Annotated in this window: 19 protein-coding genes; 6 read left to right on the forward strand and 13 right to left on the reverse strand. The window is 72.7% G+C overall.

Features of this window, described 5'->3' with window-relative positions; all coding sequences use genetic code 11:
* Positions 1–13: 13 nt before the first annotated feature.
* Both ACIGQF_RS28050 and ACIGQF_RS28055 read left to right on the forward strand, forming a co-directional pair.
* Positions 14–2185 carry a RecQ family ATP-dependent DNA helicase gene (locus tag ACIGQF_RS28050; protein ID WP_399715591.1) on the forward strand — a complete coding sequence of 724 codons (2172 nt, stop codon included), beginning with the start codon at positions 14–16 and terminating at the stop codon, positions 2183–2185.
* 413 nt (positions 2186–2598) lie between these two features.
* A complete protein-coding gene (locus tag ACIGQF_RS28055) occupies positions 2599–3270 on the forward strand; it encodes a hypothetical protein (protein WP_399715594.1) in 672 nt (223 codons plus the stop codon).
* Between the two features lie 180 nt (positions 3271–3450).
* Here ACIGQF_RS28055 and ACIGQF_RS28060 read toward each other — a convergent pair whose 3' ends face one another.
* The 4 genes from ACIGQF_RS28060 to ACIGQF_RS28075 form a co-directional block, all read right to left on the reverse strand.
* Entirely contained in the window at positions 3451–4089 is a 639-nt protein-coding gene (locus ACIGQF_RS28060) for a hypothetical protein (protein ID WP_399715598.1), read from the reverse strand.
* 66 nt (positions 4090–4155) lie between these two features.
* The gene (locus tag ACIGQF_RS28065; RefSeq protein ID WP_399715600.1) at positions 4156–4857 is read right to left on the reverse strand and encodes a ribonuclease HII; all 702 of its coding nucleotides are present in this window, start codon (positions 4855–4857) and stop codon (positions 4156–4158) included.
* Between the two features lie 454 nt (positions 4858–5311).
* Positions 5312–6220, reverse strand: coding sequence for an ADP-ribosylglycohydrolase family protein (locus ACIGQF_RS28070; RefSeq protein ID WP_399715603.1), 909 nt, complete (start codon positions 6218–6220; stop codon positions 5312–5314).
* A 10-nt stretch (positions 6221–6230) separates the two neighbouring features.
* Entirely contained in the window at positions 6231–6890 is a 660-nt protein-coding gene (locus ACIGQF_RS28075) for a histidine phosphatase family protein (RefSeq protein ID WP_399715606.1), read from the reverse strand.
* A 206-nt stretch (positions 6891–7096) separates the two neighbouring features.
* Here ACIGQF_RS28075 and ACIGQF_RS28080 point away from each other — a divergent pair, with 206 nt between their 5' ends.
* Complete coding sequence (locus tag ACIGQF_RS28080) at positions 7097–7756, forward strand: TetR/AcrR family transcriptional regulator C-terminal ligand-binding domain-containing protein (RefSeq protein ID WP_399715609.1); 660 nt, start codon at positions 7097–7099, stop codon at positions 7754–7756.
* 106 nt (positions 7757–7862) lie between these two features.
* On the opposite strand, the gene ACIGQF_RS28085 is transcribed toward ACIGQF_RS28080, so the two are convergent.
* Entirely contained in the window at positions 7863–8468 is a 606-nt protein-coding gene (locus tag ACIGQF_RS28085) for a YdbC family protein (protein WP_361563035.1), read from the reverse strand.
* 364 nt (positions 8469–8832) lie between these two features.
* Here ACIGQF_RS28085 and ACIGQF_RS28090 point away from each other — a divergent pair, with 364 nt between their 5' ends.
* Entirely contained in the window at positions 8833–9369 is a 537-nt protein-coding gene (locus ACIGQF_RS28090; protein ID WP_399715612.1) for a TerD family protein, read from the forward strand.
* Between the two features lie 91 nt (positions 9370–9460).
* On the opposite strand, the gene ACIGQF_RS28095 is transcribed toward ACIGQF_RS28090, so the two are convergent.
* Both ACIGQF_RS28095 and nrdR read right to left on the reverse strand, forming a co-directional pair.
* On the reverse strand, positions 9461–12331 hold the full coding sequence (locus tag ACIGQF_RS28095; protein WP_361563039.1) for a vitamin B12-dependent ribonucleotide reductase: 2871 nt from the start codon (positions 12329–12331) through the stop codon (positions 9461–9463).
* Between the two features lie 120 nt (positions 12332–12451).
* On the reverse strand, positions 12452–12973 hold the full coding sequence (gene nrdR / locus ACIGQF_RS28100; RefSeq protein WP_361563041.1) for a transcriptional regulator NrdR: 522 nt from the start codon (positions 12971–12973) through the stop codon (positions 12452–12454).
* A gap of 539 nt (positions 12974–13512) precedes the next feature.
* On the opposite strand from nrdR, the gene lexA reads away from it, so the two are divergent.
* Positions 13513–14304: a transcriptional repressor LexA gene (gene lexA / locus ACIGQF_RS28105; protein ID WP_399715616.1), complete on the forward strand. Its 792-nt coding sequence runs from the start codon at positions 13513–13515 to the stop codon at positions 14302–14304.
* A gap of 244 nt (positions 14305–14548) precedes the next feature.
* Here the strand turns inward: lexA and ACIGQF_RS28110 are convergent, their stop codons facing one another.
* The 5 genes from ACIGQF_RS28110 to ACIGQF_RS28130 form a co-directional block, all read right to left on the reverse strand.
* Entirely contained in the window at positions 14549–16594 is a 2046-nt protein-coding gene (locus ACIGQF_RS28110) for an ATP-dependent DNA helicase (RefSeq protein ID WP_399715618.1), read from the reverse strand.
* Between the two features lie 75 nt (positions 16595–16669).
* On the reverse strand, positions 16670–18568 hold the full coding sequence (locus ACIGQF_RS28115) for an IucA/IucC family protein (protein ID WP_399715621.1): 1899 nt from the start codon (positions 18566–18568) through the stop codon (positions 16670–16672).
* Between the two features lie 88 nt (positions 18569–18656).
* Positions 18657–19457 carry a GNAT family N-acetyltransferase gene (locus tag ACIGQF_RS28120; protein ID WP_399715624.1) on the reverse strand — a complete coding sequence of 267 codons (801 nt, stop codon included), beginning with the start codon at positions 19455–19457 and terminating at the stop codon, positions 18657–18659.
* Between the two features lie 53 nt (positions 19458–19510).
* The gene (locus ACIGQF_RS28125; protein ID WP_399715627.1) at positions 19511–22009 is read right to left on the reverse strand and encodes an IucA/IucC family protein; all 2499 of its coding nucleotides are present in this window, start codon (positions 22007–22009) and stop codon (positions 19511–19513) included.
* On the reverse strand, positions 22006–23448 hold the full coding sequence (locus ACIGQF_RS28130) for a diaminobutyrate--2-oxoglutarate transaminase family protein (protein ID WP_399715630.1): 1443 nt from the start codon (positions 23446–23448) through the stop codon (positions 22006–22008). The genes ACIGQF_RS28125 and ACIGQF_RS28130 overlap by 4 nt, the downstream gene beginning before the upstream one ends.
* 354 nt (positions 23449–23802) lie before the next feature.
* On the opposite strand from ACIGQF_RS28130, the gene ACIGQF_RS28135 reads away from it, so the two are divergent.
* Complete coding sequence (locus tag ACIGQF_RS28135) at positions 23803–25029, forward strand: trypsin-like serine peptidase (protein WP_399715633.1); 1227 nt, start codon at positions 23803–23805, stop codon at positions 25027–25029.
* 98 nt (positions 25030–25127) lie between these two features.
* Here ACIGQF_RS28135 and hflX read toward each other — a convergent pair whose 3' ends face one another.
* On the reverse strand, positions 25128–26627 hold the full coding sequence (gene hflX, locus ACIGQF_RS28140) for a GTPase HflX (RefSeq protein WP_399715637.1): 1500 nt from the start codon (positions 26625–26627) through the stop codon (positions 25128–25130).
* Positions 26628–26642 lie beyond the last annotated feature (15 nt).

Raw genomic sequence — 26642 nt, forward strand, 5'->3', positions numbered from 1 at the left:
CTTGCATGGACGCATGGACGACACGAACGACACCACTCTGCGCACGGCGGCCGACACCGTGCTCGCCCGCCTCGTCGGCGACGACACCGGCAGGGCGCGGCTGCGCGAGGACCAGTGGCGGGCGATCGAGGCGCTGGTCGCCGACCATCGCCGGGCCCTGGTGGTGCAGCGCACGGGCTGGGGCAAGTCGGCGGTGTACTTCGTGGCGACCGCGTTGCTGCGGCAGCGCGGCAGCGGGCCGACGGTGATCGTCTCGCCGCTGCTGGCGCTGATGCGCAACCAGGTCGAGGCGGCCGCGCGCGCCGGTATCCGCGCGCGGACGATCAACTCCTCCAACACCGAGGAGTGGGACACCGTCCAGGCCGAGGTGGCAGCGGGCGAGGTGGACGTGCTGCTGGTCAGCCCGGAGCGGCTGAACAACCCGGACTTCCGCGACCAGGTACTGCCCAAGCTCGCCGCGGCGACCGGCCTGCTCGTCGTCGACGAGGCGCACTGCATCTCCGACTGGGGCCACGACTTCCGCCCCGACTACCGCAGGCTGCGCACGATGCTCGCGGACCTGCCGCCGGGCGTCCCGGTGCTGGCCACGACGGCGACGGCCAACGCCCGGGTGACGGCCGACGTGGCCGAGCAACTCGGCACGGGCGGCAGCTCCGACGCGCTGGTGCTGCGCGGCCCGCTCGACCGCGAGAGCCTGAGCCTCGGCGTGCTCCGGCTGCCCGACGCCGCGAACCGCATGGCGTGGCTGGCCGAGCATCTGAACGACCTCCCGGGCTCCGGGATCATCTACACCCTCACGGTGGCCGCCGCCGAGGAGGTGACGGCCTTCCTGCGGCAGTGCGGGCACCCGGTCGCCTCGTACACCGGCAAGACCGAGAACGCCGACCGCCAGCAGGCCGAGGAGGACCTGCTCGGCAACCGCGTCAAGGCGCTGGTCGCCACGTCCGCGCTGGGCATGGGTTTCGACAAGCCCGACCTGGGCTTCGTCGTCCATCTCGGCTCGCCCTCCTCCCCCATCGCGTACTACCAGCAGGTGGGCCGCGCCGGCCGCGGTGTGGAGCACGCCGAGGTGCTGCTGCTGCCCGGCCGCGAGGACCAGGCGATCTGGGAGTACTTCGCGTCCATCGCCTTCCCGCCGGAGGAGCTGGTCCGCCGGACGATCGACGTACTCGCCCGGTCCGAGAGGCCGTTGTCGCTGCCCGCGCTGGAGCCCCTGGTGGAGCTGCGCCGCTCCCGCCTGGAGACGATGCTCAAGGTCCTCGACGTGGACGGCGCGGTCCGGCGGGTGAAGGGCGGCTGGACCGCCACGGGACAGCCGTGGACGTACGACGCCGAGCGGTACGCCTGGGTGGCGCGCCAGCGCGAGGCGGAGCAGCAGGCCATGCGCGAGTACGCCGCGACGTCCGGCTGCCGGATGGAGTTCCTCCAGCGTCAGCTGGACGACGAAGGGGCGGCGCCGTGCGGGCGCTGCGACAACTGCGCGGGGCCGCGGTTCACCACGGACGTCTCCCCCGCCGCGCTGGACGCGGCGCGCGGCGAGCTGGGCCGGGCGGGCGTCGTCGTGGAGCCCCGGCGCATGTGGCCGACGGGGCTGCCGGCGATCGGCGTGGACCTCAAGGGACGCATCCCGGCGGGCGAGCAGGCGGCCGCGGGGCGGGCGCTCGGCCGGCTCTCGGACATCGGGTGGGGCAACAGGCTGCGTCCGCTCCTCACCCCGCAGGCCCCGGACGGCCCGGTGCCCGCCGACGTGCTCGACGCGGTGGTCGGCGTGCTGGCCGACTGGGCGAAGGGTCCCGGCGGCTGGGCGAGCGGCGATCCGGACGCGGTCGCGCGGCCCGTCGGGGTCGTCACGATGGCGTCGCACACCAGGCCGCAGTTGATCGAGTCCCTCGGTGCCCGGGTCGCGGAGATCGGCCGCATGCCGCTGCTGGGCTCGATCGCGTACGCGGCCGGGGCTGACGACGCGCATCTGCCGCGGTCGAACAGCGCGCAGCGGCTGCGTGCGCTGAGCGGGGCGCTGACCGTACCGCCGCCGCTCGCCGAGGCCTTGGCCGCCGCGGACGGCCCGGTGCTGCTCGTGGACGACGCGACCGAGACCGGCTGGACACTGGCGGTGGCCGCGCGGCTGCTGCGCCGGGCGGGGGCCGGCGGCGTCCTGCCGCTGGTGCTGGCCGTGCAGAGCTGACCGGCACGGCGCTGCCGGGGCACGGCTGCCGACGGCACGGCTGCCGGGCGTTCGGTCCGTCCGCGCCGGGCGTTCGGTCCGTCCGCGCCGGGCGTTCGGTCCGTCGCACCGGGAGCGGTCCGTACGGGGGCGGCGGGCGTCCGGCCGGGAACGGTGTTTCCGCCGGTGCCCGTTGTGCGCGAGGAGCCGGTGCGGCGGTGTGGGCTTCGCCGGACTGCTGAGCGGGAAGGATGAAGGGGACGCACCCCGACGACTCCGGAACGCCGCGGCGCATTCTGCATTGCCGCAAGCGTGTACGACCGCGAGAATCGTGGTGCTTCCCCATTCCAGCCGTCCGCGGCTCCAAGGGGTGTGTCGTGGTGCGACGCTGCGCCCGGCCGCCCCGGCACCGCCGCGTCGACGAAGGGAGGACCGTGACCTTCGGCATCACTCCGCCCCGGACCGCGTCCCCGCCTTCCTCCGCCACGTCGGCCGCCAGGCTGGGCCGCATGCTGGAGCCCTCCGAATGGGCCGCGGCGGGAATTCCCGTGCTGAGCAACGCGCGTGAGGTCGTCACCGGCCTCCACGACCGGCATCTGCCCGGCCCCTCCACCGCCGTGATCGCGGTGCTGGACGCCGGGGAACGGGTGACGGCCAGCGCGTCCTTCGTCCTGCGTACCGACGCCCCCGACGGCTGGGAGTTCCGCAACGCACTGCTGGCGCAGCTGCGCCGGGTGACCCCGCACGATCTGCGGCTGCGCGCACCGGTACGGACGGCCGTGCTGCTCTACTGCCGCGACGGCGAGCCGTTGTGGACGGAGGCGGACGGCGCCTGGATGTGGGGGCTGCGCGACGCCTGCACGCTGCACGGGCTGCGCTGCGGCCCGTACATCACGCTGACGCGTGACGGCTGGCAGGTGTTCGGTGAAGGCCCCGGCGGGCGGCGCCCGTACATCGGCTCGCGGCCGGAACAGCCTCGGCTGTCGGGACCGGCCGGGAGGCCGCCGGCACCGAGCGGACGGCACGACGGCGGTGTCACCGCCGGAGCGCCGCGGCGCTCGGGAGGCGGCTCGGCGGAGGCCCACCGGCGCACGGCGGCCCGCTGACCGTACGGACACCGGGCCATGGACACCGGGCCGTCGTCACCGAGGGCGTCCCACCGGCGGCGGGCCCGGGAGTCCGGCGCGGCCGGAAGCGGTCGCACCGCTGGGTGACGGGCGGCGGGCGGTACGGAGCGAGCCCGGCGGCCGTAACTGACCGGTCCGGGTCGCTCCGAGCCGGCTCGTTTACGCCGACGCCCCGATGAGGGCGTTGATGCGCTGCGGGTCACCGCAGACCACCAGCAGGGCGCCGGCCCGGGCCATGGCGGCGGGCAGGGCCTTGGCGACCGCCTCGTCCGAACCGCCGTTGACCGCGACGACGACCACGGGGCGGCCCGTGGCACGGTCGGCGTCGGCAGCCGCGTAGAAGACATCGTCCCCGGCGTCGTGCTGCGCCCAGTAGGACGCCTCGCCGAAGGACAGCTCGTGCGCGGCCCAGGGGTGCCGTTCGCCGGTGGTCAGGACGAGCACCTCGCTCGGGTCACGTCCGGAGTCCAGCAGCAGGTCGACCGCCTCGTCGGCGGCGTCGACGGCACCGTCGGCCGGCGCGGGGATCAGCTGCAACTGCGCTTCGGCAGCGGCGGCGGCACCCGGCGCGGACGACTTGGGAGCCGTGCGCTGCGGAGGCGGAGCGGCGGCCGGTCCGCGGGACGGGCCGGGCTTACCGGGGCGGGCACTGGCCGCGGGAGCGCCGCGCGGAGGCGCGGGGCGGGGGCCGGGACCAGGTACGGGACGGGGGGTCGACGCGGTGCGGCCGGCGGCCGGAGTTGCGCGGGGACCCGGGACACTCTCGTGAATCTGAGGCTCCTCGGGGATGAGAGGCATGAAGTGATGTCTATCAAACGTAGGTACGGAACATGTCAGGGGGTACCGGATTCACATCCGAACCGCTCAGAAGTCGAAGCCGAGTTGGCCACCGGCCTCCAGAGCGGATGCTTCTGGGGTGACACGCACCTTCTTCAGGTGCTGCCAGCGGGGCAGCGCGTCCATGTAGGACCACGACACCCGGTGGTGCGGCGTCGGCCCCCACTCCTCCAGCGCGGCGCGGTGCACCGGCGAGGGGTAACCGGCGTTGTCCGCGAAGCCGAAGTGCCCGTGCTCCAGGCCCAGTTCGGCCATCATCGCGTCGCGCCGCACCTTCGCGATCACGGAGGCGGCGGAGACGGCGATGCAGGACTGGTCGCCCTTGATGACCGTACGGACCTTCCAAGGGGCGCCGAGGTAGTCGTGCTTGCCGTCGAGGATGATCGCGTCCGGCCGTACGGGGAGGGCCTCCAGCGCGCGAACGGCGGCCAGCCGCAGAGCGGCGGTCATGCCCAGTTCGTCGATCTCCTCGGGGGAGGCGTGGCCGAGGGCGTGGCAGGTGACCCAGTCGCTGAGCACGGCGGCGAGTTCGTCACGGCGCTTGGGGGTCAGCAGCTTGGAGTCGGTGAGTCCGTCGGGCGGGCGGCGCAGTCCGGTCACGGCGGCGCAGACGCTCACCGGGCCGGCCCAGGCTCCGCGCCCGACCTCGTCCACTCCTGCGATGATCTTGGCGCCGGTGGTGGCGCGCAGCGATCGCTCGACCGTGTGCGTAGGGGGCTCGTAGGGCATGGCGCCAGACAGAGTACGCCCCCGCCCACCGACGGCTCGCACCGCGGGTACCCCTCGTGCGATTCGTCCCGCACGGGAGGTACCCGCACCCTCCGGAACGGGGTGCGGAAGACCTTCGCGCGGTGCCCCCTGGGACTTCGTACGCATGCCCTTGACCTTCGGACGACGGCCACCGGCCCGTGACATCACGGACCTGCTGCCGCCACTTCTTCTTCTCGATATCACCGGCTCGACGCGACCGGCTCGATGCGACCGGCTCAACGTCACCGACTCGCCGACACCGGTTCGACATCACCGGCTCATTGTCACCGACTCGCCGGCACCGTCCTGGCCGGCGGGCCCGGGACCCCTCCGGCCGCCGCACCCCGTCGGTCCCGGCCCGGCACCGGCCCTGCGCACGGCAGACCTACGGGCCCGGTGGTGCCGGGGATGTCAAGGGTACGCCGTACGGGCGTCAGGCGGGACGGGCCGGCATCCAGGACGGAAGGTCCTCGGTCCGCTCCAGCCACTCCTGCGGCGGCGCGCCCTCCGGCCCTGCGCCCACGATGGCCCCGACGATCGCGCAGGTGGTGTCCACGTCGCCGCCCGCCCGGGCCGTGGTCCAGATCGCCTGCTCGTAGTCGCCGAGGTGCCGCGCCGCGGCCCACAGGGTGAACGGCACGGTGTCGTGCGCCGTGGTCCGCCGGCCGCAGCCGAGCACCGCGGCGACGGTGCTCGCGTCGCCGTAGTCGAGCATGTCGCGGGCGCGGCGCAGCCCGGCCTGGACGGCGCTGCGCGGGATGAGCTCCAGGACGGCGTCCAGCAGCGCCTCGGGGCCGGTGGTGCGGTCCGGGCCGGCGACGACCGCGGCGGCGGCCGCGACCGCCATCGCCCCGACGACCGCCTCGCGGTGCTGGTGGGTGACGTACGCGGAGATCTCCGCCTGGTGCGTGGCCTGCTCGGGGTCGTCGGCGTACCAGGCGCCCAGCGGGGCGATGCGCATGGCCGCGCCGTTGCCCCAGGATCCCCGGCCGTTGAAGAGCGCCGAGGCCAGCTCGCGCCAGTCCTCACCCTCCCGGACCTGCCGGAGCAGGCGGTCCACGGCGGGGCCGTACGCCCGGTCCACGTCGTGATGCTCGGCGAAGGAGTGGGCGAGCGCGTCCTGGTCGATGCGGCCGTGCTCGGTCAGCACGGCCAGCACGGAGGCCGCCATCTCGGTGTCGTCGGTCCACCGCCAGGGAGCCGGCGGCAGGACACGGCTCTTGAGCGCGGGGTAGTGGGCGGGCACGAAGAACTGGGACCCCAGGGCGTCGCCCACGGCGAGCCCCCGCAGGCTCTCCAGGGCCCGCGCGAAGCGCTCTGCGTCACGGTGATCGGCGGTCATCGAGTGCACTCTAACCGGTGCTGCCGTAGGACTGCGGTGTACACCAGTGCTCGAAGGGCCGGTCGAGGCGGTACCGCCCGTCCGGTCCCAGCAGCAGGGTGCGGTGGTCGGCGTTGTGCGGATTGGACAGCGACTCGAACTCGGCGACGGTCCAGTGGAACCACCTCATGCAGAACAGCCGCATGGTCAGCCCGTGCGTGACGATCAGGACGTTCGGCGGGTGGTCCGGTGCCTCGAAGCTGCGCCACAGGCTCTCCAGGAAGGCGCCGACCCGGTCGTAGACGTCGGCGCCCGACTCGCCCTGGGCGAAGCGGTAGAAGAAGTGGCCGTAGGCGTCGCGGTAGGCCTTCTGGAGCCGTACGTCGTCGCGGTCCTGCCAGTTGCCCCAGTCCTGCTCGCGCAGCCGCGGCTCCTCGCGCACGCGGACCAGGTCGCTGTCCAGGCCGAGCGCCTGGAACGTCTGGTGCGTACGGCGGTAGGGAGAGACGTACGCGGATATGCGCTCGCTCCCGAACAGGGCCCGCAGCCGCCCGCCGGCCTCCTCGGCCTGCTTGATGCCGCGCTCCGTCAGACTCAGGGCATGATCCGGCTCCCGCTCGTACACCGTGTCGTCGATATTGCCGTCGGACTCTCCGTGTCTGATGAGGACGATGCGTCGGGGGCGTGCCATGCCGCCAGCCTAAAACGCGGCGACGGACCACGCCCGGGGCGCCACGGACCCACAGCCAGCCGAGCCCGGACACCGAAAAGAACCGAATGAACATCGTCGCCTCCCCCGAGGCCGCACCGGGCGGCCGAGCGAACGTAACGCAACTGCTGTTGCGTTACGATGCCCATGATGACACACCGTAACCACTAACGCAACTGGAGTAGTCTTTGCCTGCCGAAGACGAGACCGCGAAGACCGGGCGGGACGCCGGCACCGCCCAGCCGGGCACCCGGCGGCCCGGTGGCCGCACCGCCCGCACGCGGACGGCCGTCCGCGACGCCGTGCTGGCCGGCCTCACCGAACACGGCTACTCCGGCCTCACCGTCGAGTACGTCGCCGAGCACTCCGGCGTGCACAAGACGACGCTGTACCGCCGCTGGGGCGGGGTCGACGGGCTGATCGCCGACACCCTCGACCTGGCCGGCGAGGACCGCTGGACCCCGCCCGACACCGGCTCGCTCGACGGCGACCTGCGCGCCCTCGCGACGGAGGTGCTGCAGTCGTTCACCGACCCCACGACCGCGGCGCCCAGCTCCGCCGTGATCGCCGCCGCCTTCCCCTCCGAGCAGGCCGCGGCGGCGCTGCGCGCGTACTACACGGAAAGGTTCGCCCGCTGCGAGGCGATCGTGGACCGCGCCGTCGCGCGAGGCGACCTGCCCGGCCCCCGCTCGGCCCTCGACGCCGGCGCGCTGGTGCGCGCGCTCGCGGCCCCCCTCTTCTTCCGGCTGTTCATCACGCGCGAGGGGCTGAACGAGCAGGACACCGAGCAGGCCGTGGCGGTGACCCTGGCGGCGGCCCGGGCGGGAGTGTTCACGACGGGCGAGTGAGGACGGGCGCACCTGCCGATCCGCTCCCCGGACGGGGCTGCCCGCGGGGGCGCCGATCCGCTCCGCGGAACGAGCGGTCCGCTGTGGCACCGGCCGCCCGCGGCGCTCAGACCGTCCAGGACGGCTCCAGGTCGACCACATCGCCCGTGACGCCCGCGACATCGGCGGCGAACTGGGCCCTCAGCGCCAGCCGCTCCAGCCGTTCCGGGCGGTACTTGCCCCGCTCGGCCGCCGACTGCCACAGGGACAGGACCAGGAACTCCTCCCCCGGAGCGCGCCCCAGCAGACCGCGCAGCATCCCGGGAGAGCCCGCCATCGCGGGGTTCCAGACCTTCTCCTGCATCAGCTTGTAGTGATCGACGCGGTCCGCCCTGACCTGGCAGTAGGCGAGCCGCAGCACGTCGGCGTCGGCGAAGACGGGACTGAAGCCGACCTTGACGTCCAGCTCGTGCTCGAAGAGCCGGGTCTGGCCGTTCTTGTACGTGCCGGTCTGGGCGGCGGCCAGGCGGTCGTGCGATCTCGCCATGAACGAGTCGTAGAACGCCCTGCTCTCCCAGAAAGCCACGAGATGCGCGACGCCGGGCCGGGTGCGGCTCCACCCGCCGCCCTGCCCTCGGAAGCCCGGCTCGCCGAGCAGCCCCGCCCACTTGCGCTGCCCCCGCTCGAACCCCCGACGGTCCACCACGGTGCAGCGAATCCACTTGACCAGCACCGCGCCATCGTACGGCCCTGGTGTCCCTCGCGTTACTGCGCGTCACAGAACGCACACTTCAACTCACGTGTACGGCGACCGGAGTTCCGGCGCACGTTCCGTTTCGGGCTCCGGCGTACGTCCCGATCGCCCCCGCGCGCCCGGCGGTTGTCAGCGGCGGCCGTTACGCTCCGGGCAAATCACCGCACTGCGTGTCGCACCGCCGTGGCAGCATGGGTGACTCATGTGAAGCAGCAGGTTGGGTAAGTCTGGGGAAGCAGCCGGTGGTTGGCCGCCGGAGCGGTCTCCGCCGGAAGACGGGCGGAGACGGGCGGCAGACGGGCGGCTCCGGCCACGGTGCCCAGGTCCGAGAAAGGGAAGACCGGTGAGCAGTCTCAACAAGGGGATCGACAAGGCCGAGGTCACGCTGAAATGGGACCCGAGCCCCCAGGGTGAGCCCGCCAACGACCTCGACATCATCGCCGCGACGTACCTCAAGGACTCCGTGTGCGGCGAGCCCGACTACCTCGTGCACTTCGACCAGCGCTCCCCCGACGGCACCATCACCCTGAACCGGGACAGCAGGACCGGCCAGGGGTTCGGCGTGGACGAGGCCATGACGCTGGAGTTCTCGCGGCTGGCGGACCGGTACGGTCGGGTGGTGGTGGGCGTCGCCATTCAGCAGCGGAACGGCGGCCGGACCTTCGGCGACATAGCGAACACGGTGGTCCGCGTCCTCGAGGGCTATGACGAGCTGGCCAAGGACGACTTCGGTGCGGTCGCCGGCTCCACGGCCGCGGTGGTCGCGGAATTCGTGCGGGACGACGACGGCGAGTGGCGGTTCAAGAGCGGGGTCCGCGGGTTCGGCGGCGACCCCGAGGAGTTCGCCTCGTGGATGGGACGCCGGCCCGCCGTGGGCTGATGCCTGCTGCGGGAAACGCCGAGGGCGGTGGCGGCGAGACCTCGCCACCACCGCCCTCGGCGGTCGCCTCAAGCCCCGGAGGGGCTCATCGTCAGCTGCAGCCGCTGGTGGAGCCGCAGCCCTCGCAGAGGTAGCAGCTGCCGGCGCGCTGCATCTTCGTGCCGCAGGAGAAGCACAGCGGGGCGTCGGCGTTGATGCCGAGCTGCATCTCGACCAGCTCCGCGTTGGTGTGCGCCTGCTTCGGGGCCGGCGCAGCGGTCTCCTCGACGACCTCCTCGGTGGAGGTCGGCGCGGACGTCGCCGGGGTCAGCGGCGCCGACTGGGCCAGGCCCTGGATGTCCAGCTCGTCCTCGGCCGGCTCGTACGAACCGGTCTCCAGGTGACGCTGCCGCTCCTCGACGGAGTGGATGCCGAGCGCCGAGCGGGTCTCGAAGGGCAGGAAGTCCAGCGCCAGGCGGCGGAAGATGTAGTCGACGATCGACTGCGCCATCCGCACGTCCGGGTCGTCCGTCATGCCGGCCGGCTCGAAGCGCATGTTGGTGAACTTCGAGACGTAGGTCTCCAGCGGCACGCCGTACTGGAGGCCCACCGAGACCGCGATGGAGAAGGCGTCCATCATGCCCGCGAGGGTCGAGCCCTGCTTGGACATCTTCAGGAAGACCTCACCCAGGCCGTCGTCCGGGTAGGAGTTGGCCGTCATGTAACCCTCGGCGCCGCCGACGGTGAAGGAGGTGGTGATGCCGGGACGGCCCTTCGGGAGACGCTTGCGGACCGGGCGGTACTCGACGACCTTCTTCTCGGCGACCGGCTCGGCCTTCTTCTCCTCCTCCTTCTTCTTGGCGGAGAGCGGCTGGCCGACCTTGCAGTTGTCGCGGTAGATCGCGAGCGCCTTCAGGCCGAGCTTCCAGCCCTGGAAGTAGACGTCCTCGATCTCCTCGACGGTGGCCGACTCCGGGACGTTGACCGTCTTGGAGATCGCGCCGGAGAGGAAGGGCTGCGCGGCGGCCATCATGCGGACGTGGCCCATCGCGGAGATGGAGCGCTCGCCCATGGCGCAGTCGAAGACCTCGTAGTGCTCCGGCTTGAGGGCCGGCGCGTCGATCACGTTGCCGTGCTCGGCGATGTGGGCCACGATCGCCTCGACCTGCTCGGGCTGGTAACCCAGGCGCTTGAGGGCCTTCGGGACCGTGTTGTTCACGATCTGCATCGAGCCGCCGCCGACGAGCTTCTTGAACTTGACCAGGGCCAGGTCCGGCTCGACGCCCGTGGTGTCGCAGTCCATCATCAGGCCGATGGTGCCGGTGGGGGCCAGCACGGAGGCCTGCGCGTTGCGGAAGCCGTTCTTCTCGCCGAGGCGGAGGACGTCCTGCCAGGCCTCGGTGGCCGCGGCCCACACCGGGGTGTCCAGGTCGTCCATGCGCTTGGCGTCGCCGTTGGCGTCCGAGTGCTGCTTCATGACGCGCTTGTGGGCGTCGGCGTTGCGGGCGTAACCGTCGTACGGGCCGACGACCGCGGCCAGCTCGGCGGAGCGCTTGTAGGAGGTGCCGGTCATCAGGGAGGTGATGGCACCGGCGAGGGCGCGGCCGCCGTCGGAGTCGTACGCGTGGCCGGTGGCCATGAGCAGGGCGCCGAGGTTGGCGTAGCCGATGCCCAGCTGGCGGAAGGCGCGGGTGGTCTCACCGATCTTCTCGGTCGGGAAGTCCGCGAAGCAGATGGAGATGTCCATCGCGGTGATGACCAGCTCGACGACCTTGGCGAAGCGCTCCGCGTCGAACGACTGGTTGCCCTTGTCGTCGTCGCGCAGGAACTTCATGAGGTTGAGCGAGGCGAGGTTGCACGAGGAGTTGTCCAGGTGCATGTACTCGCTGCACGGGTTCGAGGCGGTGATCCGGCCCGACTCCGGCGAGGTGTGCCAGTGGTTGATGGTGTCGTCGTACTGGATGCCGGGGTCGGCACAGGCCCAGGCGGCCTCGGCCATCTTGCGGAAGAGACCCTTGGCGTCGATCTCCTCGATGACCTCGTTGTCCATGCGGCCGCGCAGGCCGAACTTCGAACCGGTCTCGACCGCCTTCATGAACTCGTCGTTCACGCGGACGGAGTTGTTGGCGTTCTGGTACTGGACGGACGTGATGTCGTCGCCGCCCAGGTCCATGTCGAAGCCCGCGTCGCGCAGCGCGCGGACCTTCTCCTCCTCCTTCACCTTGGTCTCGATGAAGGCCTCGACGTCCGGGTGGTCCACGTCCAGGACGACCATCTTGGCGGCGCGGCGGGTGGCGCCGCCCGACTTGATCGTTCCGGCGGACGCGTCGGCGCCGCGCATGAAGGAGACCGGGCCGGAGGCGTTGCCGCCGGAGGACAGCAGCTCCTTGGAGGAGCGGATGCGGGAGAGGTTCAGGCCGGCACCGGAGCCGCCCTTGAAGATCATCCCCTCTTCCTTGTACCAGTCGAGGATCGACTCCATGGAGTCGTCGACGGAGAGGATGAAGCAGGCGCTGACCTGCTGCGGCTGCTTCGTGCCGACGTTGAACCAGACCGGCGAGTTGAAGCTGAAGATCTGGTGGAGGAGCGCGTAAGCCAGCTCGTGCTCGAAGATCTCGGCGTCGGCCGGGGAAGCGAAGTATCCGTTCTCCTCGCCGGACTTCCGGTACGTCTTCACCACGCGGTCGATGAGCTGCTTGAGGCTCTTCTCCCGGTCCGGGGAGCCGACCGCGCCACGGAAGTACTTGCTTGTGACGATGTTGACCGCGTTCACCGACCAGGAGTCGGGGAACTCGACGCCACGCTGCTCGAAATTGACCGAGCCGTCGCGCCAGTTGGTCATGACGACGTCACGGCTCTCCCACGCCACCTCGTCGTACGGATGCACGCCGGGGGTGGTGTGGATGCGCTCGATACGCAGACCCTTGCTCGCCTTGCTGCCCTTGCGGGAGCCTCGCGCCGGGCCGCTCGTCGTCTCTGTCATGCCGCCTCCCTGTACGGGCGTAAACGCCCTGATGTGCACACTTCTTCCCGTGGCACGGTGTATGTCTTGCTGCGCCGGGGCTCCTGCTCAGCTCCGGCGAGGTCTGGGCCGCGCGCCGACTCAGTCGGCGGCGGGGGCGGGCACGGGGACCGCCGAATTCTCGGCCTCCCCGCAGTTCCCGCAGGCTTGCGAGGGCGGCCGCTGCTCACGCAGCTCCGCGATGGCCGCCTCGAAATCATCGAGCGAATCGAACGCCCGGTACACGCTCGCGAAGCGCAGGTACGCCACGAGATCCAGCTCCTGAAGCGGGCCCAGTATCGCGAGCCCGACGTCGTGGGTGGACAGCTCGGCGCTGCCGGTCGCGCGGACCGCCTCCTCGACCCGCTGGCCGAGCTTGGCCAGCGCGTCCTCGGTGACCGGCCGGCCCTGGCACGCCTTGCGCACGCCTGCGATGACCTTGTCACGGCTGAAGGGCTCGGTGACCCCGCTCCGCTTGATCACCGTGAGTGACGCCGTCTCGATCGTCGTGAACCGCCGGGAGCAGTCGGGGCACTGCCGGCGACGGCGGATCGAGGTGCCGTCGTCGGTGGTGCGGCTGTCCACGACCCGGCTGTCGGGGTGCCTGCAGAAGGGGCAGTGCATGGCTTCACCCTCCTCACCCTCGAAAACGGACGTACGCCACGTCATCCGACGTACGACTAATAGCCCGGACAGGGCCCGAACGGGGGCCTCCGGAGCGACCACAAGCATAGGCGATCCACAGGCCGAAGAAGACCATGGACCACAACGTCTGGTGGCTGTCGCCCATCCAAGCACTACATGTGGTGCCGGGCGAGAAAATGCACACACCGCGTGTCGCGGCGGCGCGGCAGCCACGAGCGTACGTGAGACCCCCCGGCGGCCGCTCCCGAGGGGCGGCAATGACAGACTTGGGCAGGTCACGGCGGCGCGTCGTGATCGCCGCGGAACCACTGACGGAACAGGTACCCGCCGGGGAGAATTCCCGGCCGGAACGGTACCGTAATGCCCGTTATCGCCTTTCGGACGCCTGTCGGCTATACACCCGATCCCCTGATCAGGTCAGCTAATCCGCGAATTTTCACTCGAACGTGTGTTTGGCGCAACCTTTCGAAAGCAACTACCGTTGGCTAACTAGGGAGAACATTCCGAGAGGGGCCGACGTGACCACCACCGCAGACAGCGCCATCATCGCCGCACAGAGCCACTCCCAGGGCCGCTTCGAGCCGGCACAGAAAGCACCCATGGAAGAGGCCACGATGAACCCGGAGGGCCAGAAGCCGGCGCGCTCGCTGCCCGGTCGCCCCCCAGGAATCCGCGCGGACAGCTCCGGTCTCACGGACCGGCAGCGACGGGTGATCGAGGTCATCCGCGACTCCGTCCAGCGCCGCGGGTACCCGCCGTCCATGCGCGAGATCGGCCAGGCGGTGGGGCTGTCGAGCACGTCGTCGGTGGCGCACCAGCTGATGGCCCTGGAGCGCAAGGGTTTCCTCCGCCGCGACCCGCACCGGCCGCGTGCGTACGAGGTCCGCGGCTCCGACCAGCCGGCCGCGGCCACCGCCGACACCACGGGCAAGCCCGCCGCGTCGTACGTCCCGCTGGTGGGCCGGATCGCCGCCGGTGGCCCCATCCTCGCCGAGGAGTCCGTCGAGGACGTCTTCCCCCTCCCCCGGCAGCTGGTGGGCGACGGCGAGCTCTTCGTGCTGAAGGTCGTCGGTGACTCCATGGTCGAGGCCGCGATCTGCGACGGCGACTGGGTCACGGTCCGCCGCCAGCCGGTCGCGGAGAACGGCGACATCGTCGCCGCGATGCTGGACGGCGAGGCCACGGTCAAGCGCTTCAAGCGCGAGGACGGCCATGTGTGGCTGCTCCCGCACAACGCCGCGTACCAGCCCATCCCGGGCGACGAGGCGACCATCCTCGGCAAGGTGGTGGCGGTCCTCCGCCGCGTCTGAGCACCACGACCGCCCCGCGGCGTCTCCCCCCGGAGCAGACCGCTCCCCGGAGCCGACCGCGGTGAACGCAACGGGCCCCGTGTACCGATCGGTATACGGGGCCCGCGTGTGCGGGTCCTGCGTGGGCGCCGGGCGGCGTGCGTCAAGGACCGTCGACCGCACACGCCCGGGGCCGTCGGCGGGGCGAGGGGCGGGCGTCCGGAGTGCCCTCTCCGCCGGCTCAGCGGGGCCTCTCCGGCCTCGGTTACGCGTCCGCCGACGCGGGCTCCTCGGCGTCGTCCGCAGCCGCCTCAGCGGCCGTACCGGCCTTCTCGGACGCCTCCGCCTCCACCGCCCGGGCGGCCGCGTCGATCGCGGCCAGGGAGCGGCGGACCTGGTTGCGGTCGGTGGTGTACCAGAAGCCGGGCATCGAGGCGCGCAGGAACGAGCCGTACCGCGCCCGCTCGACCCGAGGGTCGAGGCAGGCGACCACGCCGCGGTCCCCGGAAGCGCGGATCAGACGGCCCGCGCCCTGCGCCATCAGCAGCGCCGCGTGCGTCGCCGCGACCGCCATGAAGCCGTTGCCGCCGGCCTCCTCCACCGCCTTCTGGCGGGCGCTCATCAGGGGGTCGTCGGGCCGCGGGAAGGGCACCCGGTCCATGACGACCAGCTGGCAGTTCGCCCCGGGCACGTCCACGCCCTGCCAGAGCGACAGGGTCCCGAACAGGCACGTACGGGGGTCCGCCGCGAACGCCCTGATCAGCTCGCCGAGCGTCTCCTCGCCCTGCAGCAGGATCGGCACGTCCAGCCGGCCGCGCAGCTCCTCGGCGGCGGCCTGCGCGGCCCGCATCGAGGAGAACAGCCCGAGCGTCCGCCCGCCGGCCGCCTCCACCAGCTCCGCCAGCTCGTCCAGCATGTCCGTACGGGTGCCCTCGCGCCCCGGCTGGTTCAGATGCTTCGCGACGTACAGAATGCCCTGTTTCGCGTAGTTGAACGGGGAGCCGACGTCCAGGCCCTTCCAGGGCGGCACGTCCTCTCCCTGCGTGCCCTCGGGGGCCAGGCCCAGCGAGGCCGCGACGCCGTTGAAGTCGCCGCCGAGCTTGAGGGTCGCTGAGGTCAGCACGACCGAGCGGTCGTCGAAGAGCTTCTCGCGCAGCAGCCCGGACACCGACAGCGGGGCGACGCGGAGCGAGGCGCCGAAGCGGTCGTGCCGCTCGTACCAGACCACGTCGTACTCGGAGCCGTTCGCGATCCGCTCGGCGACCGCGTGCACGTTCTCCACGGAGGCCAGCGCCTGCTTGCGGACGGCGTCCTCGTCCTGGACGGACTTGTCGCGGGTCGAGCCGAGCGCCGAGATCACCGTACGGGCGGCGTCCCGCAGCGCCATCAGGCAGTACCCGAGGTCCTCCGGGACCTCCTCCAGGCGACCGGGCAGCGCCAGCTCCATCAGCCGCTCGAACGTCTCGGAGGCGGTCTGCAGCTGGTCGGCGGCCTTCTCGTTGACGAGCTTGGCGGCCCGCCGCACCGCGCGGTTGACCTGGCCCGGCGTGAGCTCGCCCGTCGCCACGCCGGTGACCCGGGAGACCAGCTCGTGGGCCTCGTCGATGATCAGTACCTCGTGCTGCGGCAGGACCGGCGCGCCCTCGATGGCGTCGATCGCGAGCAGCGCGTGGTTGGTGACCACCACGTCGGCGAGCTTGGCCCGCTCGCGAGCGGCCTCGGCGAAGCACTCCGCGCCGTACGCGCACTTCGACGCGCCCAGGCACTCCCGCGAGGACACCGAGACCTGGCCCCAGGCCCGGTCGGAGACGCCCGGGGTGAGCGCGTCCCGGTCGCCGGTCTCCGTCTCGTCCGCCCAGTCCCGCAGCCGCAGCAGGTCCTTGCCGAGCTTGCTCGTGGCCGTGGCCTGCTCGAAGGGGTCGAACAGGCCCTCCTCCTCGTCCTGCGGCACGCCCTCGTGCAGGCGGTGCAGGCAGAGATAGTTCGACCGGCCCTTGAGCATGGCGAACTGCGGGCGGCGGCGCAGCTGCGGATGCAGCGCCTCGACCGTACGCGGCAGGTCGCGCTCGACCAGCTGGCGCTGGAGCGCCAGGGTGGCCGTCGCGATCACCACGCGCTCTCCATGCGCCAGCGCCGGCACCAGATAGCCGAGGGACTTTCCGGTGCCGGTGCCGGCCTGGGCGAGCAGGTGCGTGCCGCTGTCGACGGCCTCGGCGACCGCCTCGGCCATGGCGACCTGGCCGGGGCGCTCGGTGCCGCCGACGGCGGTGACGGCGGCATGGAGCAGTTCGGGGAGGGAGGGCTTCGTCATAGCGCTGCCAGCCTACGCGGGCCCACTGACACCCCGCCCGGTCCAGGCCGCTCCGCGGCCGGTCGCACGGTCGTGTCAGGGGGCGTGCAGCGGGTTCGGGATCATGCCGTGCACCGCGGCGTGCGGGCGGTGCGGGCGATCACGGTATCCGTCCAGGTGGAGACGGTTGCGGTTGAGGCAGAGCCGTTCGATCTCCGGCGTGAGCAGGTCGAACATGGCGTGCCGCTCCTTGAGGTGCGGGAAACGCTCGTGGTGGCGCAGGATCTCGGCCCGTACGAGTGACCAGAACTCGCCCTCGGGTACGCCCAGTTGTTCCTCGCACAGCGGCGCCAGATAGCGGAACACGCCGACGAACAGCCCGGAATGGATGAACTGGGTCAGGAAGGCGGGCGGTTCGGTCAGCAGGATCTCGCGTACGTCCTCGGGCATGGCGGCCAGCTCCGGCAGCTGCCCGTCGGTCGTGTTGACGTCGTCGACGAAGTCCTTGACCGCGAGGCGGGTGGGGACGTCGTGCGGGTCGAAACAGACGATCGCGTTCTCGCCGTGCGGGGAGAAGACGGTGCCGTACTGGTACAGGAAGTGCAGCAGCGGCGGCAGCAGGGCGGCGAAGAGGTGGCGCAGCCAGGTGCGCGGCGCGAGGCCGGAGCGGTGCACCAGCTCGGCGGTGAGGGCCCGGCCCTGCGGGTCGGTCTGCAGCAGCGAGGCGAGGGTGCGGGCCCGCTCGCCGGGGTCGAGCAGCGGGCTGATCGGCTCCCGCCAGATGCAGCCGAGCAGTTCCTTGTACTGGTACGGGACGCCGGGGATGCGGTCGTACAGGGGGTGTTCGACGGTGACGGACGCGGTCTCGCCGAGGAGGATCACGCGGGTCTCGTCGCGGAGGTACGGGTCGGCGTCGCGCAGGCCCTGGACCCAGGCGGTGACGGCGGGCGCTGCGAGGGTGCGCTCGGTGGGCAGTCCGCGCCAGACGAGGGTGTTGAGGACGGACAGCGGCAGCTTGACCGTGCGGGCGTGCGGGCGGCTGGTGTTGAGGAAGGTGCGGATGGACTGCTGCGGCAGCCGGAGGTCGTTGTCAGTGGTGAGTGGGACGATGAATTTGGCAGCGATCTGGGGGGCGAAGAGCGGGGCGATGGTCTCGTCCCACTGCCAGGGATGCACGGGGAGGTAGAGGTAATCGACGGGGTCGAGGCCCTGGTCGGTGAGGGTGCGGGCGAAGGCGTCGCGGAGTTCGGGGGTGAGTTCTTCGGAGTACAGGCGGTCGGGGAGGGCCAGCGGGCCGGTGCCGCGGTAGCGGGCCAGGTCGCGGTGGGCGGCGATCCACGGCAGCCGGCAGGGGGTGCGGGCTTCCGGGGCCCAGCGTCCGGCGTCGGCGGCGGAGAAGCCGAGCCGTCCCTTGTTGGCGATCAGCCAGGGGTGCCCGGTCTGGTGGCCTTCGAGGGCCGCGTAGCCGAGGTCGGCCAGCTCGGCGGCGGTGACGGCGGTGGCGTCCAGGCGGGTGTCGGCGGCAAGGGTGGCGGTCAGTTCACGGATGAGGTGGCCGGTGGTGTCACCGCTCAGGCCCAGGACGGTCTCGTGGGCGTGGAAGAGGAAATGCAGGGGGTCGCCGGTGGGCGTGACGGAGTCCGGGTCGACGCGCCAGTGGCCGTACGCGCCACGCCGGGCGTGGAAGCGGTAGGTGACGTCGGGGGTGAGGGTCAGGCGGTAGCGCGGGGTGCCGCAGGGGGCGGTGCCGTCCGGCTCGGGGACGATGACCTCCTCGTAGGCCAGTTCCGCGAGGGTCTTGGCGAGGAGGCGGCGGGCGGCGTGCCGCCAGGCGGCGTCGGACGGGCCGGCCGGGGCCGGCGGGCGGGTCGGACCGGACCGGTCGGCGGCACCCGTCGGGCCCGTGACGTCCGACGGGTCGGTGGGGCCGGCGGTATGGGCGGGCTGGGCGGACGGTGACAAGGCTGGCTCCTCGGGGCTCGGCGTGAGCGGCATAAGGGAATTCGCAGCGGGTCGTTGTCGAAGGGAGCTGATACGGGGAGAGCGTGTCCGGAGGAGGCCGGGGTCCGGGGCCGGTGCCGGGTCACAGGACGGTGCGCAGCGCGCGGTCGCGGATCATCAGAGCGGCACGCTTGTCGGGCAGGTCGGTCTCCGCGGCGAAACGGAATCCACCACTGAGGAAGGCTGCCACGGAGGGGGTGTTGCGCAGGTCGGGTTCGGCCACGATCCGGCCGCACCGGGGCCGGTGGTCCAGGATGAGGTCGGCAGTGGCCCGCAGCAGGGCCGCGCCCAGGCCGCGGCCGCGGTCGGCCACGCCGCCGATGAGCAGGTGGATGCCGGTGTCGTGCGGGCGGGCCGGGTAGTAGCGGGCGAGCGGGTCGAGGTCGGCGCGGTAGATCTCCCAGTAGCTCATGGGGACGCCGGCCAGTACGCCCAGACAGGGCACGCTGCGGCCGTCCCCGCCGAGCTGCGTGCGCAGGTGGGCGGCGGTCCTGCCGGGCGGTCCCGCCAGTTCCCAGAAGGCGGCCACGGCGGGGTCGTTCATCCAGCCGGAGATCAGCGGGAGGTCGCGTTCCAGTCGTACCGGTACGAGCTGAAAGGGCCCGGCGGGGGTCTCGGCGGGCCCCCACCCGGCGAGCGCGTCCAACAGCGGCCCGGACGCCGGATCACCGGGCCGCACCCGGGGCGCGACGTCCTGGGCACCGAGAGCAGCCGGCTCGGGCGGCAGCACGAGGTCGAGGGTGTCGCCCGAGCTGTCGCGGGGGTCGGGCTCGCCGGGGCTGGGGACACCGGCGGAGGCATCGGTGGCGACACCGACGGAGACACCGGCGGAGGCACCGGCGAGGGCGTCGGCCGGAGCGGAAGGCGGTTCGACAGGGGGCACGGCGGGTGCTCCTCTCGTGGCCTCGTGGGGGCGGAGTTCCGTGGCCGCAGGGGTCACGTGGCGAGCGGGTTGGGCAGGGTGACGTACACGGACTGGGTGTCGACCGGGCCGACCAGTTCGTCCAGCCCGTGCAGCCGGGTGAGCAGGTTGGCCTTGCACCGCAGGACCGGCGCGCCGAGGAGGTGCGCGGCGAGCGGCGAGCGGTGCTCCTTCGGCTCGGTGGCGGCCGAGGCCAGGAACCGCCGGAACGCCGCGAGGAGTACCCCCTCGTCCGCCAGCTTCTGAGCGCCGAACGCGCCGATCAGACCGAGGACGTTGTTGATGCCGAGGTAGTACGCGAAGCGCTCGTCGGTGACGTCGTCGGGGACGAACGTGTCGCTCTCGACACCGATGCCCGGCAGCCGCCGGTCCAGCTCGGCGCGCCGGGACTCGCGGAAGTAGTACCCCTGGTTGTCGCGGTACCGCCCACCCGCCGGCCAGCCGTCGGCGTCGAGCATGACGAGGGTGTTCTGCTGGTGTGCCTCCAGGGCGACGCCCGCGGTGCCGTCGAGCCAGAGGACGGGGCGTACGACGGTGTGGAGGTAGCGCAGGAACCACTCGGCGGCGACGGCTCCGGTGGGTCGGCCGGTGCGCGCGGTCAGCGTGCCGATGAGGTCGGCGAGGCGCGAGCGCAGGCCGTCGTGGCCGGGCCAGGGCCGCGGGGAGGTGAGTCCCGCGACGCACACGGCGTCATCGGCCGGTCCGAAGGGGTTGTGGCGCAGGACGACGTCGAGGCCGCGGACGGGGGTGCCGTCGGTAGCGGTGACGGCGAGCCAGGCCGGGTCGCGGACGACGTCGAAGCCCGGGTGCGCCGCGCGCCACTGCTCGGCGAGGCCGCTGCGGAGCAGGCGGTGCACCTCGACGCCGCGCTGGAGTTCCTTGCGGAGGTTCTCCCGCCGCGAGTTGGTGATCCGGAGCCCGAGGGAGAGCTTGAGCATGGCGTCCGCGCCGGGGCAGTGCACGGTGCGTACGGAGGACGTGGGGTGCCAGTGCGCGCCGTGTGCGCCGAGGTCGCGCAGCAGCCCGGCGTCCAGGAGCGCGGCGGCCTCGGGGCGGTGCCGTACCTCGCGGGCCTGCCAGGGGTGCAGCGGCAGCAGGGCGCTGCCCTCCGGGACGGCCGGCGCTTCGCCGGCGAGACCGGCGAGGCCGGCGGTGAGGTGGTCGGCCGGGACGGCGCGGCCGCGGGCGGTCCAGGCGGAGTCCATGGCCAGGACGGACCGGTCCACGGCCAGCCAGTGCAGCCGGAAGGAGCCGCGCAGCTCCGGTGAGTACGCGTGGATCTCCCCCTCGGACAGCCCCTCGCGGCTCTTGGGGGTGGGGTGCATCGGATGCCCCAGAATCAGCGACTGCTCGCCTTCCAGGAAGCGGTCACCGTGCGGGGTGGCGGGGTGGTCCCGCCGCTCGCCGAGGATGACGGCGGTGCAGCGTACGGAGTTCGCCACCCGGCCGATCAGCTCGGCGGCGTCCTCGGCGGAGCCGCCCGGAACGGGAGCGGGGGTGCCCGAGGCGGGAGCGGAGACGCCCGAACCGGGAGCGGTGGTGCGGGAGTGCTCGTTGGCCGAGCCGTTGAGATGCGCCGGTGCGTGCGCCGTCGTGCCACGTGGCGTCGGTGCGTGCGCGCTCACACCGTTGACCGCCGCGCCGTCGGAGGTCGGCTTCTCCCACGGGGCTCCGCCGTCGGCCGCGCTGCCGTCCGCCGCGCTGTCGTCCACCGCTCCTCCGTCCACCGCTCCGCCGCCGACCGCTTCGCGGCGGAGCAGGGCGGCGAGGGTGACGGCGTCCACGGGCGGCGCGCCGACCGGGGCCTGCTCCAGTACGGGCGGGCCGAAGCGGTGGCAGCCGGTGGCCGACCAGTAGCGCACGGGGACCCCGAGGACGGTGCCGCTGGCGTCGAGCGGCAGCCGGAGGTGGGCGCCCGCCGGCCGCGGGACGCCGTTCTCCCGGATCCAGCAGCGCAGCAGGTTCTCGACGCCCGCCGCGTCCGCGGCCACCGCCGGGTCGGGGTGCTCCAGCGGGTCGGGGCCCTCCTCCGGGCCCGCCACGGGACCGGCCGCGGGACCGGGCAGGGACGTGGCGCCGGGCCGGGGCGCGGTCCCGGTGAGCGCTGCCGCCTCGGCGGCCACATCGACGGCCACCCCACCGCCTCCGTCGGCACTCGCCGGCAGGCCCGCCTCGCAGACGTGGCCGATGCGTCGTGCCTGCCGGGGGACGCTGGGGTCATCGGCCGGCGGCGTGCTCGCCGCCCCGTCACCGTCTTCGCGGGGACCGCGCCGTACGTCGGGCTGCGGCGCGGCTCCGTCCTCGCCGGGGCCGGTCGTCGCACGGCCGCCCCGGGGGGCCGTCGCGGCGGAGTCCGGTGCGCTCGGCGCGTTCGTCGGGGGCGCGGCGGCATCGGGGCCGTCGGCCGGTGACGGCGCGTGCTGAGCCGCGTCCGCCGGGTTCTCGGCCGCGGGGGCTGCGTCCGGGGAGGGGCCGGCCGGCCCGTTCGTCGCAGGGCCAAGGCGTTCGGTCATGGGGTGGTGCCTCGCATCGTGGGGAGGGGGGTGCCCGCGGATCCGGGAGTGGAACGGACCGCCGCCGCGATGGCGTCGGCGAGGCGGTCGAGTACGGCGTCGGCCTGTTCGTCGGTGAGGGTGAGCGGCGGGAGCAGGCGTACGACGGCGGATCCGCGCCCGCCCAGCTCCACGATCAGGCCGCGGTCGAGGCACTGCTGCTGGACCTCGGCGGCGAGCCGGGAGGCGGGCGGCGGCGCGCCGTCGGACCCCACGGGGCCCTCCGCGTCGACCAGTTCCACGCCGAGCATCAGGCCGCGGCCGCGTACGTCGCCGATGCAGTCGTGGTGCGCGGCCAGGCCGCGCAACCGTGCGAGCATCCGTGCGCCCAATTCGGCGGCGTGGTCGGCGAGGCCGTTCTCGCGTACGTACGCCAGTGTCGCGGCGCCCGCCGCCATGGCGAGCTGGTTGCCGCGGAACGTGCCGGCGTGCGCGCCGGGCCGCCAGGTGTCCAGCTCCTCGCGGTAGACGATCACCGCGAGCGGGAGGCTGCCGCCGATGGCCTTGGAGAGGACGAGGACGTCGGGGACGACGCCGCTGTGTTCGACGGCCCAGAAGGCGCCGGTACGGCCGACGCCGGTCTGCACCTCGTCGACGATGAGCGGGACGTCGTGCGCCGCGGTGATCTCGCGCATCCGCCGCAGCCAGCTGTCGGGCGCGGGGATCACGCCGCCCTCGCCCTGCACGGGCTCCAGGATCATGGCCGCCGGACGCGGCACCCCGCTCTTGGGGTCGGCCAGGGCGTTCTCCGCCCAGCGCGCGGACAGTTCGGCGCCGCGCTGGGCGGCCTCCGCTCCCCCGCCGTCGGCGGCTTCTCCGGTGTCGCGCCCGCCACCGGTCCCGAAGGGGCAGCGGTAGGCGTACGGATACGGGAGACGGGTCACGGAGGTGTCGCGCGCGCCCCCGGACGCGGCGAGCGCCCCGGCAGTCATGCCGTGGTACGCGCCGGTGAAGGCCATCAGGCCGCTGCGGCCGGTCGCGGTCCGTACGAGCGTCAGCGCGGCCTCGACGGCGTCCGTGCCGGCCGGGCCGCAGAACTGCACCTTCCCGTGCTCGGCCAGCTCGCGCGGCAGGGTGGCGAACAGCTCGCTGGTGAAGGCGTCCTTCACGGGCGTGGCGAGGTCCAGGACGTGCAGCGGGGCGCCGGAGTCCAGGACGGCGCGGATCGCCTCGAGCACGACGGGGTGGTTGTGCCCCAGCGCCAGGGTGCCGGCGCCGGAGAGGCAGTCGAGGTAGCGGCGGCCGTCCGCGCCCTCGATCGTCAGCCCGCGGGCGCGGACGGGGACGACGGGCAGCGAACGCGCGTAAGTGCGGGCGGCGGATTCGCGGAGCGACTGCCTCCGCAGGATCTGCTCATGGGCCAGCGGCGGTGCCATCGGGGGAGGCTGGGTCAAGGCCACGGCGGTGTTGTCCTCCTGCTGTTCAACGGGCCACCGGAGCGCCTCGCGGCGCCGGTCGCCGGCTGTGTGGGCCGCCGTGAACACGGACCGGCCGCCCCCCGTACGTACCAACGACGTCACGGGCACCGGATCACGGCCTCGGCAAAGATCCTTGACGACCGGAACCGCGGACCCGCTCGGTGCCGTCCCCCACGGCACCGGCATAGTGGGGCTCTGCATTCCGGTCCGGCCACAAGAACCGGCGGAACGGTCCGAACAAGTCCATATCGATCGCCGACGGTTGCCGAGCGGCCGCCTTTGCGGCCGCCGCGGTCGCCGAAGCGGTCGCCGAACACACCCAGGGGGAATCCACTCATGCGATCCATCCGCCCGTCCGCCGCCCGGTCGCGTGCCGGCCGGAGACCCACGCGCGGCGTCCGCCCGGCCGTCGCCGCGGCCGCGCTGGTCGGCGCGCTGGCGCTGACCGCGACCGCCTGCGGCCCCTCGGAGGACGACGCCGGCGCGCAGCCGGACCAGTCCTCCGTGGAACAGCCGGGCGGGGACAAGCTGAAGATCCCCAAGGAGCTGCAGGACAAGCTCAACGATCTCGGCGTGAACCTGGACGACTGGAAGCACGGCGAGTGGAAGAACTGGGACAAGGACAAGTGGCTGCGTGAGGCGGGCCAGTTCGTCAACCCCTACATCAAGGGGCTGTGGGACCCGGACCGCATGAAGGACGCCGAGCAGCCCGACAAGCCGGTCGAGCCGGAGGACATCTCCGGTGACCAGGGCGTCACCGACCCCGAGCCGGCGCCCGTGAAGGCACAGCCGGTGAGCGCGCCGTACAGCACCAACGCGCCCGGCGTCGGCAAGGTGTTCTTCGACAGCCCCGAGGGCTCGATGGTCTGCTCCGGCGCCGTGGTCGAGGACCCGGCGAACCCGGGCAAGTCGAACCTGGTGTGGACGGCGGGCCACTGCGTGCACGCGGGCAAGAGCGGTGGCTGGTACCGCAACATCGCGTTCGTGCCCTCGTACAACGACAGCGGCAGGTCGGCGGCCGAGCTGCAGGGCGCCACGAAGGAACAGCTGGCCCCGAAGGGCGTGTTCTGGGCCGACGCGGCGCAGACCTCGGAGCAGTGGATCGACCAGGGCGCGAAGACCGGCGGCCGGGGCGCGCCGTACGACTTCGCGGTGCTGCACGTGAAGCCGGAGGCGGGCACCACCAAGTCGCTGGAGGAGACGGTCGGCCAGGCCTACCCGGTGCAGTTCAACGCGCCGGCCGTGCCGAAGATCCCGTCGATGACCGCGCAGGGCTACCCGGCCGCGAAGCCGTTCGACGGCCAGACGCTGCAGGAGTGCCCGTCGAAGCCCGGCCGGCTGTCGCTGGAGACCGCGCAGCCGACGATGTACCGCATCGGCTGCTCCATGACCGCGGGCTCCTCCGGTGGTCCGTGGTTCGCCAAGGACCAGCAGGGCCGGACCGCGCTGGTGTCCAACACCTCGATCGGGCCGGTGACGGCCGACTGGCTGGCCGGGCCGCACCTGGGCGCTGAGGCCAAGGGCGTGTACGAGGCGGTCAGCAAGAAGTTCGCCGGCCGGTGACGGACACGGCGTCCCTTTAGCGGACATGCGCGAGGGCCCGCTCCCCGGCGTGGGGAGCGGGCCCTCGTCGTGCGTACGCCCCTACGGGCGCGGGCGCATCAGCTGCCTGCGGCCGCCGGCACGTACGGCTGCAGCTCCGCGGCCAGCTCCTCGTGGACGCGGGCCTTGAGGACCGTGCCCTCCGCGGTGTGCTCCTCGGAGATCACCTCGCCCTCGGCGTGCGTCCGGGAGACCAGCTGACCGTGGGTGTACGGGACCAGCGCCTCGATCTCGACGCTGGGCCGCGGCAGCTCCTCGTCGATCAGCGCGAGCAGCTCGTCGATGCCCTGGCCCGTACGGGCCGAGACCAGCATGGCGCGCTTCTCCTGGCGCAGCAGGCGCTGGAGCACCAGCGGGTCCGCCGCGTCCGCCTTGTTGACGACCACGATCTCCGGCACGGCGGTCGCGCCGACGTCGCGGATCACCTCGCGGACGGCCGCCAGCTGCTCCTCGGGCACCGGGTGCGAGCCGTCGACCACGTGCAGGATGAGGTCGGAGTCGCCGACCTCCTCCATCGTGGAGCGGAACGCCTCGACGAGGTGGTGCGGGAGGTGCCGTACGAAGCCGACGGTGTCGGCGAGGGTGTACAGCCGGCCGCTGGGCGTCTCGGCCCGCCGGACGGTCGGGTCCAGGGTGGCGAACAGGGCGTTCTCCACCAGGACACCGGCGCCGGTGAGGCGGTTGAGCAGCGAGGACTTGCCCGCGTTGGTGTAGCCGGCGATGGCGACCGAGGGGACCTTGTTGCGGCGGCGCTCCTGGCGCTTGGTGTCGCGCCCGGTCTTCATCTCCGCGATCTCCCGGCGCATCTTCGCCATCTTCTCGCGGATCCGTCGGCGGTCCGTCTCGATCTTGGTCTCACCGGGACCACGGGTGGCCATGCCGCCGCCCGTCGAGCCGGAGCCACCGCCACCCATCTGCCGGGACAGCGACTGACCCCAGCCGCGCAGCCGGGGCAGCATGTACTGCATCTGTGCCAGCGAGACCTGCGCCTTGCCCTCCCGGGACTTGGCGTGCTGGGCGAAGATGTCGAGGATCAGGGCGGTCCGGTCGACCACCTTGACCTTGACGACGTCCTCCAGGTGGATCAGCTGGCCGGGGCTCAGCTCACCGTCGCAGACGACGGTGTCGGCGCCGGACTCCAGCACGATGTCGCGCAGCTCCTGCGCCTTACCGGAGCCGATGTACGTCGCCGGGTCCGGTTTGTCGCGGCGCTGGACCACACCGTCCAGCACCATGGCGCCCGCGGTCTCGGCCAGGGCGGCCAGCTCCGCGAGGGAATTCTCCGCGTCCTTGACCGTCCCGGAGGTCCATACGCCGACCAGCACCACGCGCTCCAGGCGCAGCTGCCGGTACTCGACCTCGGTGACGTCCTCGAGCTCGGTGGAAAGGCCCGCCACACGGCGCAGGGCCGCGCGCGCGGAGCGGTCGTACTGGTCGCCGTCACGCGCCCCGTCGATCTCGTGGCTCCAGGCGACGTCCTCTTCCATCAGGGCGTCGGCCCGAAGGCTCTCGTGGAGGCGCTGTCGGTCCTGCTGAGGAAGGGAAGAAGAGGAGGTCATTTGATCCTTTGTGTC

Origin of the sequence: Streptomyces sp. NPDC053560, from assembly GCF_044544605.1 — a bacterium.
GTDB lineage: Bacteria > Actinomycetota > Actinomycetes > Streptomycetales > Streptomycetaceae > Streptomyces.

Coding starts and splice junctions, on each gene's coding strand:
- ACIGQF_RS28050 (WP_399715591.1), top strand. CDS start 14: ATGGACGACACGAACGACACCACTCTGCGCACGGCGGCCGACACCGTG.
- ACIGQF_RS28060 (WP_399715598.1), bottom strand. CDS start 4,089: ATGCCTCTCATCCCCGAGGAGCCTCAGATTCACGAGAGTGTCCCGGGT.
- ACIGQF_RS28065 (WP_399715600.1), bottom strand. CDS start 4,857: ATGCCCTACGAGCCCCCTACGCACACGGTCGAGCGATCGCTGCGCGCC.
- ACIGQF_RS28070 (WP_399715603.1), bottom strand. CDS start 6,220: ATGACCGCCGATCACCGTGACGCAGAGCGCTTCGCGCGGGCCCTGGAG.
- ACIGQF_RS28075 (WP_399715606.1), bottom strand. CDS start 6,890: ATGGCACGCCCCCGACGCATCGTCCTCATCAGACACGGAGAGTCCGAC.
- ACIGQF_RS28095 (WP_361563039.1), bottom strand. CDS start 12,331: ATGACAGAGACGACGAGCGGCCCGGCGCGAGGCTCCCGCAAGGGCAGC.
- nrdR (WP_361563041.1), bottom strand. CDS start 12,973: ATGCACTGCCCCTTCTGCAGGCACCCCGACAGCCGGGTCGTGGACAGC.
- ACIGQF_RS28110 (WP_399715618.1), bottom strand. CDS start 16,594: ATGACGAAGCCCTCCCTCCCCGAACTGCTCCATGCCGCCGTCACCGCC.
- ACIGQF_RS28115 (WP_399715621.1), bottom strand. CDS start 18,568: ATGCCGCTCACGCCGAGCCCCGAGGAGCCAGCCTTGTCACCGTCCGCC.
- ACIGQF_RS28125 (WP_399715627.1), bottom strand. CDS start 22,009: ATGACCGAACGCCTTGGCCCTGCGACGAACGGGCCGGCCGGCCCCTCC.
- ACIGQF_RS28135 (WP_399715633.1), top strand. CDS start 23,803: ATGCGATCCATCCGCCCGTCCGCCGCCCGGTCGCGTGCCGGCCGGAGA.
- hflX (WP_399715637.1), bottom strand. CDS start 26,627: ATGACCTCCTCTTCTTCCCTTCCTCAGCAGGACCGACAGCGCCTCCAC.